Here is a 15,529-nt window from a genome sequence, read left to right on the forward strand (position 1 = left end):
CACCGGTGACGCGCGGCCGTGGTGAACCGCGCGATCCGTGGTGAACCGCGCGGCCGTGGTGAACCGCGCGATCCGCGCGGTCCGTGGACAAGTCGTACCAGGACCGCCCAGGAGCGGCATTGCGCAGGTGGCGGCGGAGAAGGGGGAAGGCGGACCTTCTCCCTGTCGGCGGACGGAACCGTCCTTCGTGGACCCTCGCGTCGGACGGCCCGGAAGATGTGCCAGAGTTGCCACGTCCGGGCTGTGAGCACGTACGGTACGGCCACACAGCCGGGACACCGGGACACCGGAAAGGGGCAGCTGGGTTGACCACGCACGCACCGCAGACGGCGCAGTCCGTGACGTTGCCGACCACGCTCGACCAGGCCGTGGCGGCGCTCACCGCGATGCCCGCCGCCGTGCCCGTCGCGGGCGGCACCGATCTGATGGCGGCCGTCAACAAGGGGCAGTTGCGGCCCGCCGGACTCGTCGGCCTCGGCCGGATCAGCGAGCTGCGCGGCTGGCACTACCAGGACGGTCACGCCCTGCTCGGCGCCGGGCTCACGCACGCGCGCATGGGAAGACCGGACTTCGCGGCCCTCATCCCCGCGCTCGCCGCGTCCGCGCGCGCGGCCGGCCCGCCACAGATCCGCAACGCGGGCACGCTCGGCGGCAATATCGCCACCGCGGCCCCGACCGGCGACGCGCTGCCCGTGCTGGCCGCCCTGGAAGCCGACCTGGTGATCGCGGGCCCCGACGGTGCCCGCCGCGAGATTCCCGTCTCGCACCTGCTGGCCGGCCGCGAGATGCTGGCGCCCGCCGAGCTGATCGGCTTCGTCCGGGTGCCCCTGCTGCACGCCCCGCAGGTCTTCCTCAAGGCGACCGGAAGGACCGGCCCCGGCAGGGCCACCGCCTCCGTCGCCGTCGTGCTCGACCCGGCCCGGCGCGGAGTGCGGTGCGCGGTCGGCGCCATCGCGCCGATGCCGCTGCGCCCGCTGGAGGCGGAGCGCTGGATCGCCTCACTGATCGACTGGGACGGCGCGCGGGGGCTCACCGTGGAGGCGCTCGCCGCCTTCGGTGAGTACGTCGCCGCCGCCTGCGTCCCGGACCCGGCACCGCCGGCCGACGGGAGCGAGGCGCCCGCGCCGGCGCCCGCCGTACTGCATCTGCGTCGTACCGTCGCCGCGCTGGCCCGACGGGCACTGGGGAGGGCGCTGTCGTGACCACCGAGGACCATTCCGGTCAGGGACCGGATTTCGGTTCGGGTCCGGATTCCGGAGCGGACTACGCCGCCGAATACGGTGCGGAGTACGGCGCCGGCTACGGGTACGGCTCCGGGGCCGCGCACGGGCAGGGCGGCTGGCAGCCGGTCCCGCAGGGCGGTGAGTACGACGGCGAGTCCACGGCGTTCGTACAACTGCCCCCCGAGGACACCGAGGACGCGCCGCTGGCCGCGCCGGGACACGGCTATGTCCCGCCCATGATCGTGCCGTTGACGCCGGCGGACCCGGCGGCGGGCAGTTGGGTGGCGCAGCAGCAGGAAGCGGCCGGTGGTGTGCGCTGGCCGGAACCGCGGCAGGACGACGGGCAGTACGGCGGACAGTACGGCGAGTACGCCGAGTACGGCGCGCGGGAACGGGCTCCGTACGGCCACGGCGGCTATGACCCGCAACTGACCGGGCAGTGGGCCTTCGGCGACATGACGGGGGACGGCGGGGGCTCCGCCGGACCGGCCGCGCAGACCGCCGAGGCCGGACAGACCGCCGCGACCCCGCCGGCCGCTCCGGCCGCTCCGACCGGGGAGTGGTCGATTCCGGTCGCCCAGGGAGATCTCCCCGATGAATCGGGTGAGTTCAGCACCTCGGTGCCGGCGTCCCCGTGGGGTGGTGGCACTCCGCCGGCGACCCTGCCGGGCGGCGCGGCGGCGCCCTGGGCGACGCCGCCCGAGCCGGTTTCCGTGGAGTCCGTGGCTGAGGTCGCGGAGGAGGAAGAGCCCGAAGCCGTGGCGCCGGAAGCCGACTTGGCGCCCGAGCCCGAGCCCGAGCCCGAGCACGAGTCCGCTGCCGGGTCCGAGCCGGCCCCTGAGCCGGAGGCTGCGGCCGACGCCGACGCCGATGCTGGACCCGACGCCGAGGCCGACGCCGGGCCCGAAGCCGTCGCGGAAACCGAGGTCGAGCTCGTACCGGAGCCGGAGCCGGAGCCGGAGCCTGCATCCGAGCCCGAGCCCGAGCCCCAGCCGCTCACCAGCAGCACCGACAGCGCCGAACACCCCTCCGGCTCCTACGTCCTGCGCGTCAACGGCGCCGACCGCCCGGTCACCGACGCCTGGATCGGCGAGTCCCTGCTGTACGTGCTGCGCGAGCGACTCGGCCTCGCCGGGGCCAAGGACGGCTGCTCGCAGGGCGAATGCGGTGCCTGCAACGTCCAGGTGGACGGCCGCCTGGTCGCCTCCTGCCTGGTGCCCGCCGCCACGGCGGCCGGCTCGGAGGTCCGTACGGTCGAAGGTCTCGCGGCGGACGGCGAACCCTCCGACGTGCAGCGGGCGCTGGCGAAGTGCGGTGCGGTGCAGTGCGGTTTCTGCATCCCCGGCATGGCCATGACCGTCCACGACCTGCTGGAGGGCAACCACGCCCCCACCGAACTGGAGACGCGTCAGGCACTCTGCGGCAACCTCTGCCGCTGTTCGGGCTACCGTGGAGTCCTCGACGCCGTGAGTGAGGTCGTCTCCGAACGGGCGGCGAGCGCGGAGGCCGCGGCGGCGGCTTCCGAGGAAGCCCGCAACTCGCACCAGGCACCGCCCGGTACGGGGAGCACCCAGCCCTCGCACCCGCACTCGCACGACGGAGGCATGGCGTGAGCAACGACGCGGCCACCGAGGCCCCGGCGCTCGACGGCCCCCAGCCCGAGCCGCCCGCGCTCGGTCTCGGCGCATCCCTCTCCCCGGCCGACGCGCGCGCCAAGGCCGAGGGCACGTTCCCGTACGCCGCCGACCTGTGGGCCGAGGGGCTGCTGTGGGCCGCGATCCTGCGCTCCCCGCACCCGCATGCCCGGATCCTCTCGATCGACACCTCCGCCGCCGCCGTCATGCCGGGCGTACGCGCCGTCGTCACCCATGAGGACGTCCTGGGCGACTCGGCGTACGGCCGCACCGTCGCCGACCGGCCCGTCTTCGCCTCGGACGTCGTACGCCACCACGGCGAGGCGATCGCCGCGGTCGCCGCCGACCACCCGGACACCGCGCGGCTCGCCGCCGCCGCCATCGCCGTCGAGTACGAGGTCCTCGACCCGGTCACGGACCCGGAGAAGGCGTTCGCCGCCGAAACGCTGCACCCCGACGGCAACCTGATCCGCCACATCCCACTGCGCTACGGCGACCCCGAGATCACCGGGGACGTGATCGTGGAGGGCCTCTACCGCATCGGCCGCCAGGACCCGGCGCCCATCGGCGCCGAGGCCGGTCTCGCCGTACCCAGACCCGACGGCGGCGTCGAGATCTACACCGCCTCCACCGACCCGCACACCGACCGCGATCTGGCCGCCGCCTGCTTCGGCCTGGACCCCGACCGGGTGAAAGTCGTCGTCACGGGCGTCCCCGGCGCCACCGGCGACCGCGAGGACCCCGGCTTCCAGATCCCCATCGGCCTGCTCGCCCTGCGCACCGGCTGCCCGGTCAAGCTCGTGGCGACCCGCGAGGAATCCTTCCTCGGACACGCCCACCGCCACCCGACCCTGCTGCGCTACCGTCACCACGCCGACGCCGAGGGCCGGCTGGTCAAGGTCGAAGCGCAGATCCTGCTCGACGCGGGCGCGTACGCGGACTCCTCGTCCGAGTCGCTGGCGGCGGCGGTGGCGTTCGCCTGCGGCCCGTACATCGTTCCGCACGCCTTCATCGAGGGCTGGGCCGTACGCACCAACAACCCGCCCTCCGGCCATGTGCGCGGCGAGGGCGCGATGCAGGTCTGCGCGGCGTACGAAGGCCAGATGGACAAGCTGGCCGCGAAGCTCGGCCTGGACCAGGCCGAGATCCGGCTCCGCAACGTCCTCGCCACGGGCGACATCCTGCCCACCGGCCAGACCGTGACCTGCCCGGCGCCGGTGGCCGAACTACTCCGCGCCGTACGCGACTTCCCGCTGCCCCCGCTCCCCAAGGACACCCCGGAGGCGGCCTGGCTGCTGCCCGGCGGCCTGGAAGGCGCGGGAGAGCCGGGCGCGGTCCGGCGCGGCGTCGGCTACGCCCTCGGCATGGTCCACATGCTCGGCGCCGAAGGCGCCGACGAGGTGTCCACGGCCACCGTCAAGGTCCACGACGGCGTCGCCACGGTCATCTGCGCTGCCGTCGAGACCGGCCAGGGCTTCTCCACCCTCGCCCGCCAGATCGTCCAGGAGACGCTGGGCGTCGAAGAGGTCCACGTCGCCCCGGTCGACACGGACCAGCCCCCGGCGGGCCCGGCCGCCCACGGCCGGCACACCTGGGTCTCGGGCGGCGCGGTCGAGCGGGCGGCGAAGATGGTCCGTACGCAACTGCTTCAGCCGCTGGCGCACAAGTTCGGGATGTCCACCGAGCTGCTCCAGATCACGGACGGCAAGATCACCTCCTACGACGGGGTGCTGTCCACGACGGTCATGGAGGCGATGGACGGCAAGGAACTGTGGGCGACGGCCCAGTGCCGCCCCCACCCCACCGAGCCCCTCGACGAGTCCGGGCAGGGTGACGCCTTCGTCGGCCTGGCCTTCTGCGCGATCCGCGCCGTCGTCGACGTCGACATCGAACTCGGCTCGATCCGGGTCGTCGAGATGGCGGTGGCGCAGGACGTCGGCCGCGTCCTCAACCCGGCGCAGCTCGCCACGCGTATCGAGGCGGGCGTCACGCAGGGCATCGGTACGGCTCTGACGGAGAACCTCCGCACCACCCGTGGCGTGATCCGCCGCCCGGACCTCACGGGCTACGCCCTTCCGACGTCCCTGGACGCCCCGGACATCCGCATCGTCAAGCTCGTCGAAGAGCGTGACGTGGTGGCCCCCTTCGGCGCGAAGCCCGCCAGCGCGGCCCCGGTGGTCACCTCCCCGGCGGCGGTGGCCTCAGCGGTCCGAGCGGCCACGGGCCGCCCCGTCAGCCGCCTCCCGATCCGCCCCCAGGCGGCGGTGGCCGCGCCCTGACGGTCGGGCGCTGACGGTCGGGCCCTGACGGTCGAGTGCTGACGTTCGGGCGCTGATGCCCGCGCCGTGACGGTCGGGCCCCGGTGGTCGGGCGGTCGGGCCCGGGCGGTCGGCCCCCGGGGGCCGGGCCCCGGCGGTCGGGGCGCGGGCAGAACGCAGGGGCGGCCCCGGTGGCCGATGCCACCAGGACCGCCCGTCCCTACCTCGCTCGCCGCCGCGTCGCACGGGGACCGGAGGCCGTGACCGGAATCGAACCGGCGTTACTCGCTTTGCAGGCGAGCCCCTCAACCACTCGGGCACACGGCCGTGCTGTGCTTCGCTCCTGACCGTAGGCCGTACGCGTCGTCACGCTCAAGACATGCGGGCATCACGCAACGCGACTGCCACACCGCGTTCATGGTGCGGGCGGGGGCGGTCTGTCCGCCGACAGGGCCCAATGGCCGCTATGCCCCTTACGCTGTTTACTCTGTGCTGATGAACGTCCTGGAGCCGAGCGACACCGCTGTCGCTCCCGCCGAGCCGGCCGCCGCCGTCACCCCGCCGGTATCCGGCGAACCCACCGAGCGCGCCGGTGTGCTGGGCCCGGTGCACCGCGCTCTCACCATCGGCATCCTCGCCGTCGTCCTGCTCATCGCCTTCGAGGCGACCGCCGTCGGCACCGCGATGCCGGTCGCCGCACGGGAGCTGGACGGCATCTCGCTGTACGCGTTCGCGTTCTCCGCGTTCTTCACCACCAGCCTCTTCGGCATGGTGTTCGCCGGGCAGTGGGCCGACCGCAGCGGCCCCCTCGCACCGCTCGCCGCCGGGATCGTCACCTTCGGTGCCGGTCTGGTCCTCTCCGGCACGGCCGGCACGATGTGGCTGTTCATCCTCGGCAGAGCCGTCCAGGGGCTCGGCGGCGGCCTGGTCATCGTCGTGCTGTACGTCCTCGTCGGCCGCGCCTACCCGGAACGGCTGCGGCCCGCGATGATGGCCGCGTTCGCCGCGTGCTGGGTGATCCCCTCCATGATCGGGCCGCTCGCCTCCGGGGCCGTCACCGAGACGTTCGGCTGGCGCTGGGTCTTCCTCGGCCTCCCCGTCCTCGTCGCACCACCGCTGCTGGTCGCGCTGCCCGCGATCCGGCGGATGGCGTCCGGCCCCGCCGACCCCTCGGCGCCCGCCGCCTTCGACCGGCGCAGGACACGGCTCGCGCTCGGGATCTCGGCGGGAGCCGCGCTCCTCCAGTACGCGGGTCAGGACATCCGGCCGCTCTCCGTGCTGCCCGCCGCCGCCGGGCTGGCGCTGCTCGTCCCCGCCGTACTGGGCCTGCTGCCCCCCGGCACCTGGCGGGCGGCGCGCGGGCTGCCGTCCGTGGTGCTGCTGCGCGGTGTCGCCGCCGGGGCGTTCGTGTCGGCCGAGACCTTCGTCCCCCTGATGCTGGTCGTCGAGCGCGGCCTGTCGCCGACGATGGCCGGGTTCTCGCTGGCGACCGGGGGAGCGACCTACGCGCTCGGCTCGTACGTACAGTCCCGGCCCCGCCTGGAACCGTACCGGGAGCGGCTGATGGTGGGCGCCATGGTGCTGGTCGTCCTGGCCATCGCGGTGGTGCCGAGCGTCCTCTTCGCGTCCGTACCGGTATGGATCGTCGCCGTCGCGTGGGGCTTCGGCTGCTTCGGCCTGGGCGTCGTGAACTCGTCCACGGGCGTGCTGGTGCTGAAGCTGTCGCCGCCGAAGGAGGCGGGCACCAACACCGCCGCGCTCCAGATCGCCGACGGCCTCTCGAACGTCCTGCTGCTGACGGTCGGCGGCGCGGCGTTCGCCCTGCTGGGCGGCGGCGCGGTGGGCGGCCACGAGGCGGCGGACGCGGTGGCCGGCGCGGCGGCCTCGGCGGGCTCGCACCCGGGAGCCTTCGTGGCGGTGTTCCTGCCGATGGCGCTGGTGGCGCTGGCGGGGGTGTGGGTGGCGACGCGGGTCCGCCGAAGTACCTAGTACCAGTCCGACCCCACGCGAAGGTACCGTTTTGGTATGGCGATGAACGTGCGTCTTCGTGACGACCAGACCGAAGCCCTCAAGCAGCGCGCGGAGCAGGAGGGCACCAGCATGCACGCGATACTGCTGCGGGCCGTGGACGATTACCTCACCAGGACCGCGCAGCAGGCGATCGTCAGGAAGACCGCGAAGGAGCAGGCGGCCAAGTGGAGCGAGCTCATGGAGCGGCTCAAGTGACCTGCGTGTATCTGTCAGCGGAGGACGGTCTGATCGTCGCCGACCACGCCTGCGGCGACATGCGGGTGGTGGTCCGGGATGTCGGCCTCCTGGAGTCGGCCGTACATCGTCCCTCCGCCGCCATGTTCGGCGAAGAGGCGTATCCGGACCTGTTCGACAAGGCCGCCGCACTCCTGCAATCCCTGGCCATCAACCATCCGTTGTTCGACGGGAACAAGCGCACGGCGTGGCTGTCCTGTATGACGTTCCTGGCCATGAACGACGTCCAGCTGCGCCCCGACATCGACGCCGCGGAGCGGCTGGTCATCGCTGTCGCGACGGGGGAGACGGACGAAGTGAAGGCCATCTCGGAATGCCTGCGGGAACTGCGCGACCCCGCGATGTGAGAGCTGTCGCACCCGCCCGTCCGTGGCCCATTTCGTACGAGGATCGCGCCGGGCCCCCGGTAGGGTGGCCCGGTTGTCGTACGTAACCCCTCACGTCCGAGCGTCCGAGCGTCCGAACCGGAGACCGTGACTACTACCGCCTCCTCCCACCACCTCTCTCCCGCCTTCCCCGGCCGCGCCCCCTGGGGCACCGCCAACAAGCTGCGCGCCTGGCAGGAGAGCGCCCTCGGCCGGTACCTGGAAGTACAGCCGCGGGACTTCCTCGCGGTCGCGACCCCCGGCGCCGGCAAGACCACCTTCGCGCTGACCCTCGCCTCCTGGCTGCTGCACCACCATGTCGTGCAGCAGATCACCGTCGTCGCCCCGACCGAACACCTCAAGAAGCAGTGGTCGGACGCGGCGGAGCGGATAGGGATCCGGCTGGACCCGGAGTACAGCGCGGGACCGCTCAGCAAGGACTACCACGGCGTCGCCGTCACCTACGCCGGTGTCGGAGTCCGCCCCATGCTCCACCGCAACCGGTGCGAGCAGCGCAAGACCCTCGTCATCCTCGACGAGATCCACCACGCCGGTGACTCGAAGTCCTGGGGCGAGGCGTGCCTGGAGGCGTTCGAGCCCGCCACGCGGCGGCTCGCGCTGACCGGGACGCCGTTCCGGTCCGACACCAACCCCATCCCCTTCGTGGCGTACGAGGAGGGCAACGACGGCATCCGGCGTTCGTCCGCCGACTACACCTACGGGTACGGGAACGCCCTCGGCGACGGCGTCGTCCGGCCCGTGATCTTCCTCAGCTACAGCGGCAACATGCGGTGGCGCACCAAGGCCGGCGACGAGATCGAGGCCAAGCTCGGCGAGCCCATGACCAAGGACGCCGTCTCCCAGGCCTGGCGCACCGCGCTCGACCCGCGCGGCGACTGGATGCCGAACGTGCTGAGCGCCGCCGACCGCCGCCTCACCGAGGTCCGCCGGGGCATCCCGGACGCCGGCGGGCTGGTCATCGCGAGCGACCAGGACTCGGCGCGCGCGTACGCCAAGCTCATCCGCGACATCACCGGGACGAAGGCGACCGTCGTCCTCTCCGACGACACGGGCGCGTCGAAGCGGATCGACGAATTCAGCGCGAGCGACGACCGCTGGATGGTCGCGGTCCGGATGGTGTCCGAGGGCGTCGACGTACCGCGCCTGGCCGTCGGCGTGTACGCCACCACCATCTCGACCCCGCTCTTCTTCGCGCAGGCCGTGGGCCGCTTCGTACGGTCCCGGCGGCGCGGCGAGACCGCGTCCGTCTTCCTGCCCACCATCCCCGGGCTGCTCGGCTTCGCCAGCGAGATGGAGGTCGAACGCGACCACGTACTCGACAAGCCGAAGAAGGACGGCGACGAGGACCCCTACGCCGAGTCCGAGAAGGAGATGGCGGAGGCCGAGAAGGAACAGGACGAGGACACCGGGGAGCAGGACACGCTGCCCTTCGAGGCCCTGGAGTCCGACGCCGTCTTCGACCGGGTCCTCTACGACGGCGCCGCGTTCGGCATGCAGGCGCACCCGGGCAGCGAGGAGGAGCAGGACTACCTCGGCATCCCGGGGCTGCTCGAACCCGACCAGGTGCAGATGCTGCTCCAGAAGCGGCAGGCCCGGCAGATCGCGCACAGCCGCAAGAAGCCGGACGCCGAGGCGGACCTGCTGGAACTGCCCGCCGAGCGGCGGCCCGTGGTCTCCCACAAGGAGCTGCTGGAGCTGCGTAAACAGCTGAACACGCTGGTCGGCGCGTACGTCCACCAGACCGGCAAGCCGCACGGGGTGATCCACACCGAGCTGCGCCGGGTGTGCGGCGGGCCACCGACCGCCGAGGCGACGGCGGGGCAGATCCGGGAGCGGATCTCGAAGGTACGGGAGTGGGCCACCCGGATGCGGTGAGCTCCGCCGCTCGCCCGCCTGTCGTCGCTGTGGCCGCTGCCGGATCCGGTGGCGGCCACACCCGTTCAGCGAACGCTCCACCCCCCTCGCGGGCCTGTCGCAGCCGCACCCGAATGTGGATCAATTCGCCATCTCCGCCCGGATTCTGGACGGGCCCTTCCGCTCAGCGGTGCCGCTCGCTAATGTCCCCGCAAGGTGAACGCGCCATGGCAAGGCTGCCGCGGCGCGCTGAACGAGAGGGCGTCGTGACCGCGGAGACCTCCCAGACGCTCGACCGGGGACTGCGTGTCCTCAAACTACTGGCCGAGACCGATCACGGCCTGACCGTCACCGAGCTGTCCACGAAGCTCGGGGTCAACAGGACCGTCGTCTACCGGCTGCTCGCCACCCTCGAACAGCACGCCCTGGTCCGCCGCGACCTCGGCGGCCGGGCCCGGGTCGGCCTCGGTGTGCTGGGCCTGGGCCGTCAGGTGCATCCCCTGGTACGGGAAGCCGCCCTGCCCGCCCTGCGCTCGCTCGCCGAGGACATAGGCGCCACCGCCCATCTGACGCTCGTGGACGGAGCGGAAGCCCTGGCCGTCGCGGTCGTCGAACCGACCTGGACCGACTACCACGTCGCCTACCGGGCCGGATTCCGCCACCCGCTCGACCGGGGCGCCGCGGGCAGGGCGATCCTCGCCGCGCGGGGCCGCGTCCTCACCGAGCCGCTCTGCACCCTCACCCACGGCGAGCTGGAGGCGGGCGCCAGCGGCGCGGCCGCCGCGCTGGTCGGGGTGACCGGGCTCGAAGGCAGTGTGGGTGTGGTGATGCTCGCGGACGCCGTCCCCGAGCGGGTGGGCCCGCGCGTCGTGGACGCGGCCCGGGAGGTGGCGGACGCCCTGCGCTGAGCCTCGCTATAGATTGACATCCGTGTTCTCTCGTCTCTCGCGCCCCCGTGCCCTCGTTCTCTGCGCCCTGCCGATCGTCGCGCTGTTCGTCGTCGTCGGCGTCGCGCCCCTGCCGTACGCCGTGGCGCAGCCCGGGCTGACGGCGGACGTCCTCGGCGCCGACCAGGGCCGGCCGGTCATCACCATCACCGGAGTACCCACCCGGGTGACCGAGGGGCAGCTGCGGCTGACGACCATCGAGGCGACCGGGCCGTCCGCCGACGTCGACTTCTCCGACGTCGCCGACGGCTGGTTCCGCGCGGACCGGGCCGTACTGCCGCGCGAGGCGGTCTACCCGTCCGGGCAGTCCGACCAGGAGGTCGAGAAGCACAACCTCCACGACATGGCCGAGTCGCAGAACTCCGCGACCGAGGCGGCCCTCGGCTTTCTGGGCAAGGACCCGAAGACCGTCCACGTGAGTCTGCATCTCGCCGATGTCGGCGGCCCCAGCGCCGGGCTGCTCTTCGCACTCGGCATCGTCGACAAGCTGGACGGCGACGGCGCGGGCGGCGATCTGACCGGGGGACTCACCATCGCCGGTACGGGCACGATCACCGGCGGCGGCGAGGTCGGCGCGGTCGGCGGGGTGGCCCTCAAGACGCAGGCGGCGGGCCGCGACGGGGCGACCGTCTTCCTCGTCCCGAAGGCGGAGTGCGGTGCCGCCAGGTCCGAGCTGCCGAAGGGTATGCGGCTGATCCCCGTCACCACCCTCAAGGGCGCGGTGTCGGCCCTCAGGTCGCTGGGGCGCGGCGAGCGGGTTCCGGGCTGCTGAGCGGACCGCTGAGCGGGCTGTCGACCGGCCCGCCGGGCGCGCTGTCGGACACGCGGTCCGTCCCGCCGGGACTCCCCACATCGTTCAGGCCCCGCCAGACCGGGAAGACGAACGGGCTCAGCGTCGCCAGCAGATACGCGCCGCCCATCAGCAGCAACGCGGTCCGCACCCCGGCCCCTTCGACCAGCAGGCCGGCCGTCAGCCCGCCCAGCGGCATGGTCAGCTCGCAGCCCGCGGTGAGCGCGCCGGACACCCGGCTGCGCAGGTCCAGCGGGACGCGTTCGTAGATCACCGTCGTCAGGATCGGGTTGAGCGCCCCGCTCGCCAGCCCGGCCCCGGCCATGACCACCGCGAGCGCGGCCGTGGAGTCGGAGAGCCCCGCCGTCGCGAAGCGCGGCGCTCCGCACAGCAGCATGCAGACGGCGAAGACGGCGTGGCGTGAGTAGCGGTGCCCGATCACCCCGTACAGCAGCGCGCCCAGCAGTCCGCCGGCGCCGGACACGGCGGTGAGCAGGCCGAGGACGGTGGCGCCGCCCAGATCCCGCTCGGCGTGCACGGGCAGCAGGACCGCGCTCCAGCCCTGGTCGATGCCGTTGGTGACCATCACCATGAGGACGACGGCCAGCAGCAGGCGGGTGCGGAGCAGGAAGGCGTATCCCGCGCGCAGTTCGGTGCCGTACGTCCGCAGGGAGACCGGCGCCGTGTCCTCGACCGGCTCCGCCGCCCGGATACCGCGCAGTCCCGCCGCGATCAGCAGCGCGGAGAGTCCGAAGGTCGCCGCGTCCGCCAGCAGCGCCCCCGTCGCGTCGGCCAGGGCGATGAGCAGGCCGGCGAGGGCCGCCCCGGCCATCCGCGCCCCGCGCTCGACCGCGTCGAAGAGGCTCGCGGCGCGGGGGAGGGTGGTGCCGGCGTGGCTGGTGAGATCCGGCAGGAGGACGAAGCGCGCGGTTTTGCCCGGTGTGTGGACCAGACCGTTGACCGCGACCAGCGCGCAGAGCATCCAGAATTCCAGCACGCCCGCGTGGTCCAGCAGCGGGATCGCGCCGACCGCCGCCGCGCACACCAGGTCGGAGGCGATGGAGACCCGCCGGCGGCCGATCCGGTCGATGACCGGGCCGCCGATGACCGCGGAGACGATGATCGGCAGTGTGGCGCAGAAGGCCACGACGCCCGCGCGGCCCGCGCTGCCGGTGGTCTGCAGCACGAACCAGGGAATGCCGATCATGGACAGGGCCGTCCCCGCGGCGGAGACGGAATTGGCCGCCAGGACGGCCGCGAGCGGTGTGCGCCGGCCCCACGCCGCGGGCTCTCCGCCGCCCTTCACGCGTCCCCCCGTCGCGGTCATGCGAGCCGGGCCCCGGTGAGCGCGGGGCGGTTGACGAGACGCAGCCCCAACTCGACCAGCAGCCAGCCGACGCGGACGCGGATCGCGGTACGGGGAGCGACGCGGGGTGCGGGCCGGGGCGTGGCCGCCCGCCGCAACTCGGCGGCGCGCAGCGTGTGTAAGACGAGGTGTATGTCGGGATGCATGAGGAGCGTTTCCTTCGTTCGGTGGTGGGTGGTCAGTCGTTCGCCTGCGGAAAGGCGTGCAGGTGGACCCGGATCCGGGCCGCGTCCTCGGTGCCTTCCGGGAGTGCGAGGTCGCTGTAGTCGCCGATGACGCCGTGGATCCGCTGGGTCAGCTCGGCCAGCAGATCCGGGGTCAGACGGAGGGTGAAGTCACTGAAGTCGGCCTTGGCGGTCCAGACGAGCGGCCAGTCCTGCCGGGTGCCCAGCCACGTGCTGAGCTCCTGTCCGTGCATGGTCACGAGCTCGTGCAGGAAGGTGTTCATGGCGCCGCGCACGGCGGGGTCGGCGTGGAAATGCAGGGAATCGTCGACGACCGTCCCCTGCTGCGCCGCCTTCCACCAGCGCTCCCGCCCCTTGCCGAGCTCCGGGTCGTCCTCGACGAAGCCGTACGTGGCGAGTTGGCGCAGGTGGTAGCTGGTGGCTCCACTGGACTCGCTGAGCCGGTCGGCCAGTTGGGAGGCGGTGGCGGGGCCGTAGTGGCGCAGGGCGGCCAGCAGCCGCATCCGCAGGGGATGCGCCAGGCCGCGCAGCGTGCGCGGGTCGAGGGTGAGCGCGCCGTCGAGGAAGGGGGATGTCCTGGGGGCGGCGGGGGAGCCGGCGGGGGAGCCTGCGTCAGAGCCTGTGTCGGGGGCGTCGGGCATGTCCTCAGCGTAAAGTTGCAAAGAAACCGTTGCAACGGATTAATCGCGACGGGCCCTTCGCGCCTTCCTACTCCCGGCCGGAGTCCCCCGCCGCCTGCTCCACCAAGGGGATGATCCGCAGCGGTACGGCGTTCTCCATGACGATCGCCGTGGACGCCCGCACGATCCCGTCGAAGCCGACCACCAGGTCGATCACCCGCTGCAGATCGGCGTTGGAGCGGGCCACCAGCCGGCAGAGCATGTCACCCTGCCCGGTGGTGGTGTGCAGCTCCAGCACCTCGGGGACGGTCGTCAGATGCGCCCGCACATCCGCGCCCTGCCCCTGCTTGATCTCCAGCGTGGCGAAGGCCGTGACCGGATAGCCGAGGGCGGCCGGGTCGACGGTCGGACCGAATCCCCTGATGACTCCGTTCGACTGCAGCCGGTCGAGCCGCGCCTGCACGGTCCCGCGCGCCACCCCCAGCCGGCGCGACGCCTCCAGCACCCCGATGCGGGGCTCACGCGCCAGCAGCACGATGAGCCTGCCGTCCAGTCCGTCGATGCTCATGCCGGTCCCCTCCCGTGGCCCGGCCCCTTGCCGTGCCGCCGTGCTGTCCTGCCGCTTGTCCTGTCGCGCTGTTCTGCCGCGCTGTCCTGTCGCATTGTCCATGGTCATCATGTGCAGATGGGTCGGCTGATTGCGCCATACGCTGTGCATATTGTCCAGTGGAATCCCGAACTATTGCGCACCTTGTGGAACGGCGGGACGCTGAGCCCATGGCTGACACCTCGATGAACCTCGACACCGCCCCCGACACCGCGCGCGAGGCAGACCCCTTCCCGGTCAAGGGCATGGACGCCGTCGTCTTCGCCGTCGGCAACGCCAAGCAGGCCGCGCACTACTACTCCACGGCCTTCGGCATGAAGCTCGTCGCCTACTCCGGACCGGAGAACGGCAGCCGCGAGACCGCGAGTTACGTCCTCACCAACGGCGGCGCCCGCTTCGTGTTCACCTCCGTCATCAAGGCGTCCACCCCGTGGGGCCAGTTCCTCGGCGAGCACGTCGCCGAGCACGGCGACGGCGTCGTCGACCTCGCGATCGAGGTGCCGGACGCGCGGGCCGCGTACGCCTACGCCACCGCGCACGGCGCCCAGGGCGTCCAGGAGCCGTACGAGGTCAAGGACGAGAACGGCACGGTCGTCCTCGCCGCGATCGCCACGTACGGCAAGACCCGGCACACCCTCGTCGAGCGCTCCGGCTACGACGGTCCGTACCTCCCGGGCTTCCGCGCCGCCGACCCGATCGTCGCGCCCCCCGCCAAGCGCACCTTCCAGGCCATCGACCACTGCGTGGGCAATGTCGAGCTCGGCAGGATGAACGAGTGGGTCGGCTTCTACAACGAGGTCATGGGCTTCACCAACATGAAGGAGTTCGTGGGCGACGACATCGCCACCGAGTACTCCGCGCTCATGTCGAAGGTCGTCGCGGACGGCACCCTCAAGGTGAAGTTCCCGATCAACGAGCCCGCGATCGCGAAGAAGAAGTCGCAGATCGACGAGTACCTGGAGTTCTACGGCGGGGCCGGCGTCCAGCACATCGCGCTCGCCACGAACGACATCGTCTCCTCCGTACGGACCATGCGGGCCGCCGGGGTCCAGTTCCTCGACACCCCCGACTCGTACTACGACACCCTCGGCGAGTGGGCGGGCGAGACCCGGGTGCCCGTCGAGACCCTGCGCGAGCTGAAGATCCTGGTCGACCGGGACGAGGACGGCTACCTGCTGCAGATCTTCACCAAGCCCGTTCAGGACCGTCCGACCGTCTTCTTCGAAATGATCGAACGACACGGTTCGATGGGCTTCGGCAAGGGCAATTTCAAGGCGCTCTTCGAGGCGATCGAGCGCGAGCAGGAGAAGCGCGGCAACCTCTGACGCGAAGCGCCCGGGAACGCGGCGCCCCCGCACGCGGCCGACCGCCGGCGGCCCTACGGAAACCGACCC

The 15,529-nt window shown here is 72.5% G+C and carries 14 protein-coding genes and 1 tRNA gene; 10 read left to right on the plus strand and 5 right to left on the minus strand.

The window, feature by feature from the left end:
• The first annotated feature begins 305 nt into the window (after positions 1-305).
• Genes ACIBAE_RS04230 through ACIBAE_RS04240 form a run of 3 tightly spaced genes read left to right on the plus strand, consistent with a single transcriptional unit; the run spans position 306 to position 5,136 of the window.
• Positions 306-1,202, plus strand: a complete 897-nt coding sequence (locus tag ACIBAE_RS04230; RefSeq protein ID WP_399282255.1) for an FAD binding domain-containing protein — start codon at positions 306-308, stop codon at positions 1,200-1,202.
• A complete protein-coding gene (locus ACIBAE_RS04235; RefSeq protein WP_399282256.1) occupies positions 1,199-2,836 on the plus strand; it encodes a (2Fe-2S)-binding protein in 1,638 nt (545 codons plus the stop codon). Before ACIBAE_RS04230 ends, ACIBAE_RS04235 begins: the two co-directional genes overlap by 4 nt.
• Complete coding sequence (locus ACIBAE_RS04240; protein WP_399282257.1) at positions 2,833-5,136, plus strand: xanthine dehydrogenase family protein molybdopterin-binding subunit; 2,304 nt, start codon at positions 2,833-2,835, stop codon at positions 5,134-5,136. The genes ACIBAE_RS04235 and ACIBAE_RS04240 overlap by 4 nt, the downstream gene beginning before the upstream one ends.
• 234 nt (positions 5,137-5,370) lie before the next feature.
• Here ACIBAE_RS04240 and ACIBAE_RS04245 read toward each other — a convergent pair.
• Positions 5,371-5,442 (minus strand) — tRNA-Cys (locus ACIBAE_RS04245).
• 168 nt (positions 5,443-5,610) lie between these two features.
• Between ACIBAE_RS04245 and ACIBAE_RS04250 the strand changes: the two genes are divergently transcribed.
• The 6 genes from ACIBAE_RS04250 (at position 5,611) to ACIBAE_RS04275 (ending at position 11,339) form a co-directional block, all read left to right on the plus strand.
• A complete protein-coding gene (locus ACIBAE_RS04250; RefSeq protein ID WP_399282258.1) occupies positions 5,611-7,104 on the plus strand; it encodes an MFS transporter in 1,494 nt (497 codons plus the stop codon).
• 36 nt (positions 7,105-7,140) lie between these two features.
• Entirely contained in the window at positions 7,141-7,341 is a 201-nt protein-coding gene (locus tag ACIBAE_RS04255; RefSeq protein WP_399282259.1) for a ribbon-helix-helix protein, CopG family, read from the plus strand.
• On the plus strand, positions 7,338-7,727 hold the full coding sequence (locus ACIBAE_RS04260) for a type II toxin-antitoxin system death-on-curing family toxin (protein ID WP_399282260.1): 390 nt from the start codon (positions 7,338-7,340) through the stop codon (positions 7,725-7,727). The genes ACIBAE_RS04255 and ACIBAE_RS04260 overlap by 4 nt, the downstream gene beginning before the upstream one ends.
• Positions 7,728-7,853: 126 nt before the next feature.
• Positions 7,854-9,641, plus strand: coding sequence for a DEAD/DEAH box helicase (locus tag ACIBAE_RS04265; protein WP_399282261.1), 1,788 nt, complete (start codon positions 7,854-7,856; stop codon positions 9,639-9,641).
• 245 nt (positions 9,642-9,886) lie between these two features.
• Positions 9,887-10,528, plus strand: a complete 642-nt coding sequence (locus tag ACIBAE_RS04270; protein ID WP_399282568.1) for an IclR family transcriptional regulator — start codon at positions 9,887-9,889, stop codon at positions 10,526-10,528.
• 22 nt (positions 10,529-10,550) lie between these two features.
• The gene (locus ACIBAE_RS04275; protein ID WP_399282262.1) at positions 10,551-11,339 is read left to right on the plus strand and encodes a S16 family serine protease; all 789 of its coding nucleotides are present in this window, start codon (positions 10,551-10,553) and stop codon (positions 11,337-11,339) included.
• Here the strand turns inward: ACIBAE_RS04275 and ACIBAE_RS04280 are convergent.
• The 4 genes from ACIBAE_RS04280 to ACIBAE_RS04295 form a co-directional block, all read right to left on the minus strand.
• Complete coding sequence (locus ACIBAE_RS04280) at positions 11,299-12,684, minus strand: MFS transporter (RefSeq protein WP_399282264.1); 1,386 nt, start codon at positions 12,682-12,684, stop codon at positions 11,299-11,301. The two genes, ACIBAE_RS04275 and ACIBAE_RS04280, sit on opposite strands and share 41 nt — an antisense overlap.
• On the minus strand, positions 12,681-12,869 hold the full coding sequence (locus ACIBAE_RS04285; RefSeq protein WP_399282265.1) for a hypothetical protein: 189 nt from the start codon (positions 12,867-12,869) through the stop codon (positions 12,681-12,683). Before ACIBAE_RS04285 ends, ACIBAE_RS04280 begins: the two co-directional genes overlap by 4 nt.
• 32 nt (positions 12,870-12,901) lie before the next feature.
• The gene (locus tag ACIBAE_RS04290; RefSeq protein ID WP_399282266.1) at positions 12,902-13,549 is read right to left on the minus strand and encodes an ArsR/SmtB family transcription factor; all 648 of its coding nucleotides are present in this window, start codon (positions 13,547-13,549) and stop codon (positions 12,902-12,904) included.
• Between the two features lie 67 nt (positions 13,550-13,616).
• Complete coding sequence (locus ACIBAE_RS04295) at positions 13,617-14,096, minus strand: Lrp/AsnC family transcriptional regulator (protein WP_399282267.1); 480 nt, start codon at positions 14,094-14,096, stop codon at positions 13,617-13,619.
• A 209-nt stretch (positions 14,097-14,305) separates the two neighbouring features.
• Between ACIBAE_RS04295 and hppD the strand changes: the two genes are divergently transcribed.
• Entirely contained in the window at positions 14,306-15,460 is a 1,155-nt protein-coding gene (hppD, locus tag ACIBAE_RS04300; protein WP_399282268.1) for a 4-hydroxyphenylpyruvate dioxygenase, read from the plus strand.
• Positions 15,461-15,529 lie beyond the last annotated feature (69 nt).

Source organism: Streptomyces sp. NPDC051569 (assembly GCF_044454085.1).
Lineage (GTDB): Bacteria > Actinomycetota > Actinomycetes > Streptomycetales > Streptomycetaceae > Streptomyces.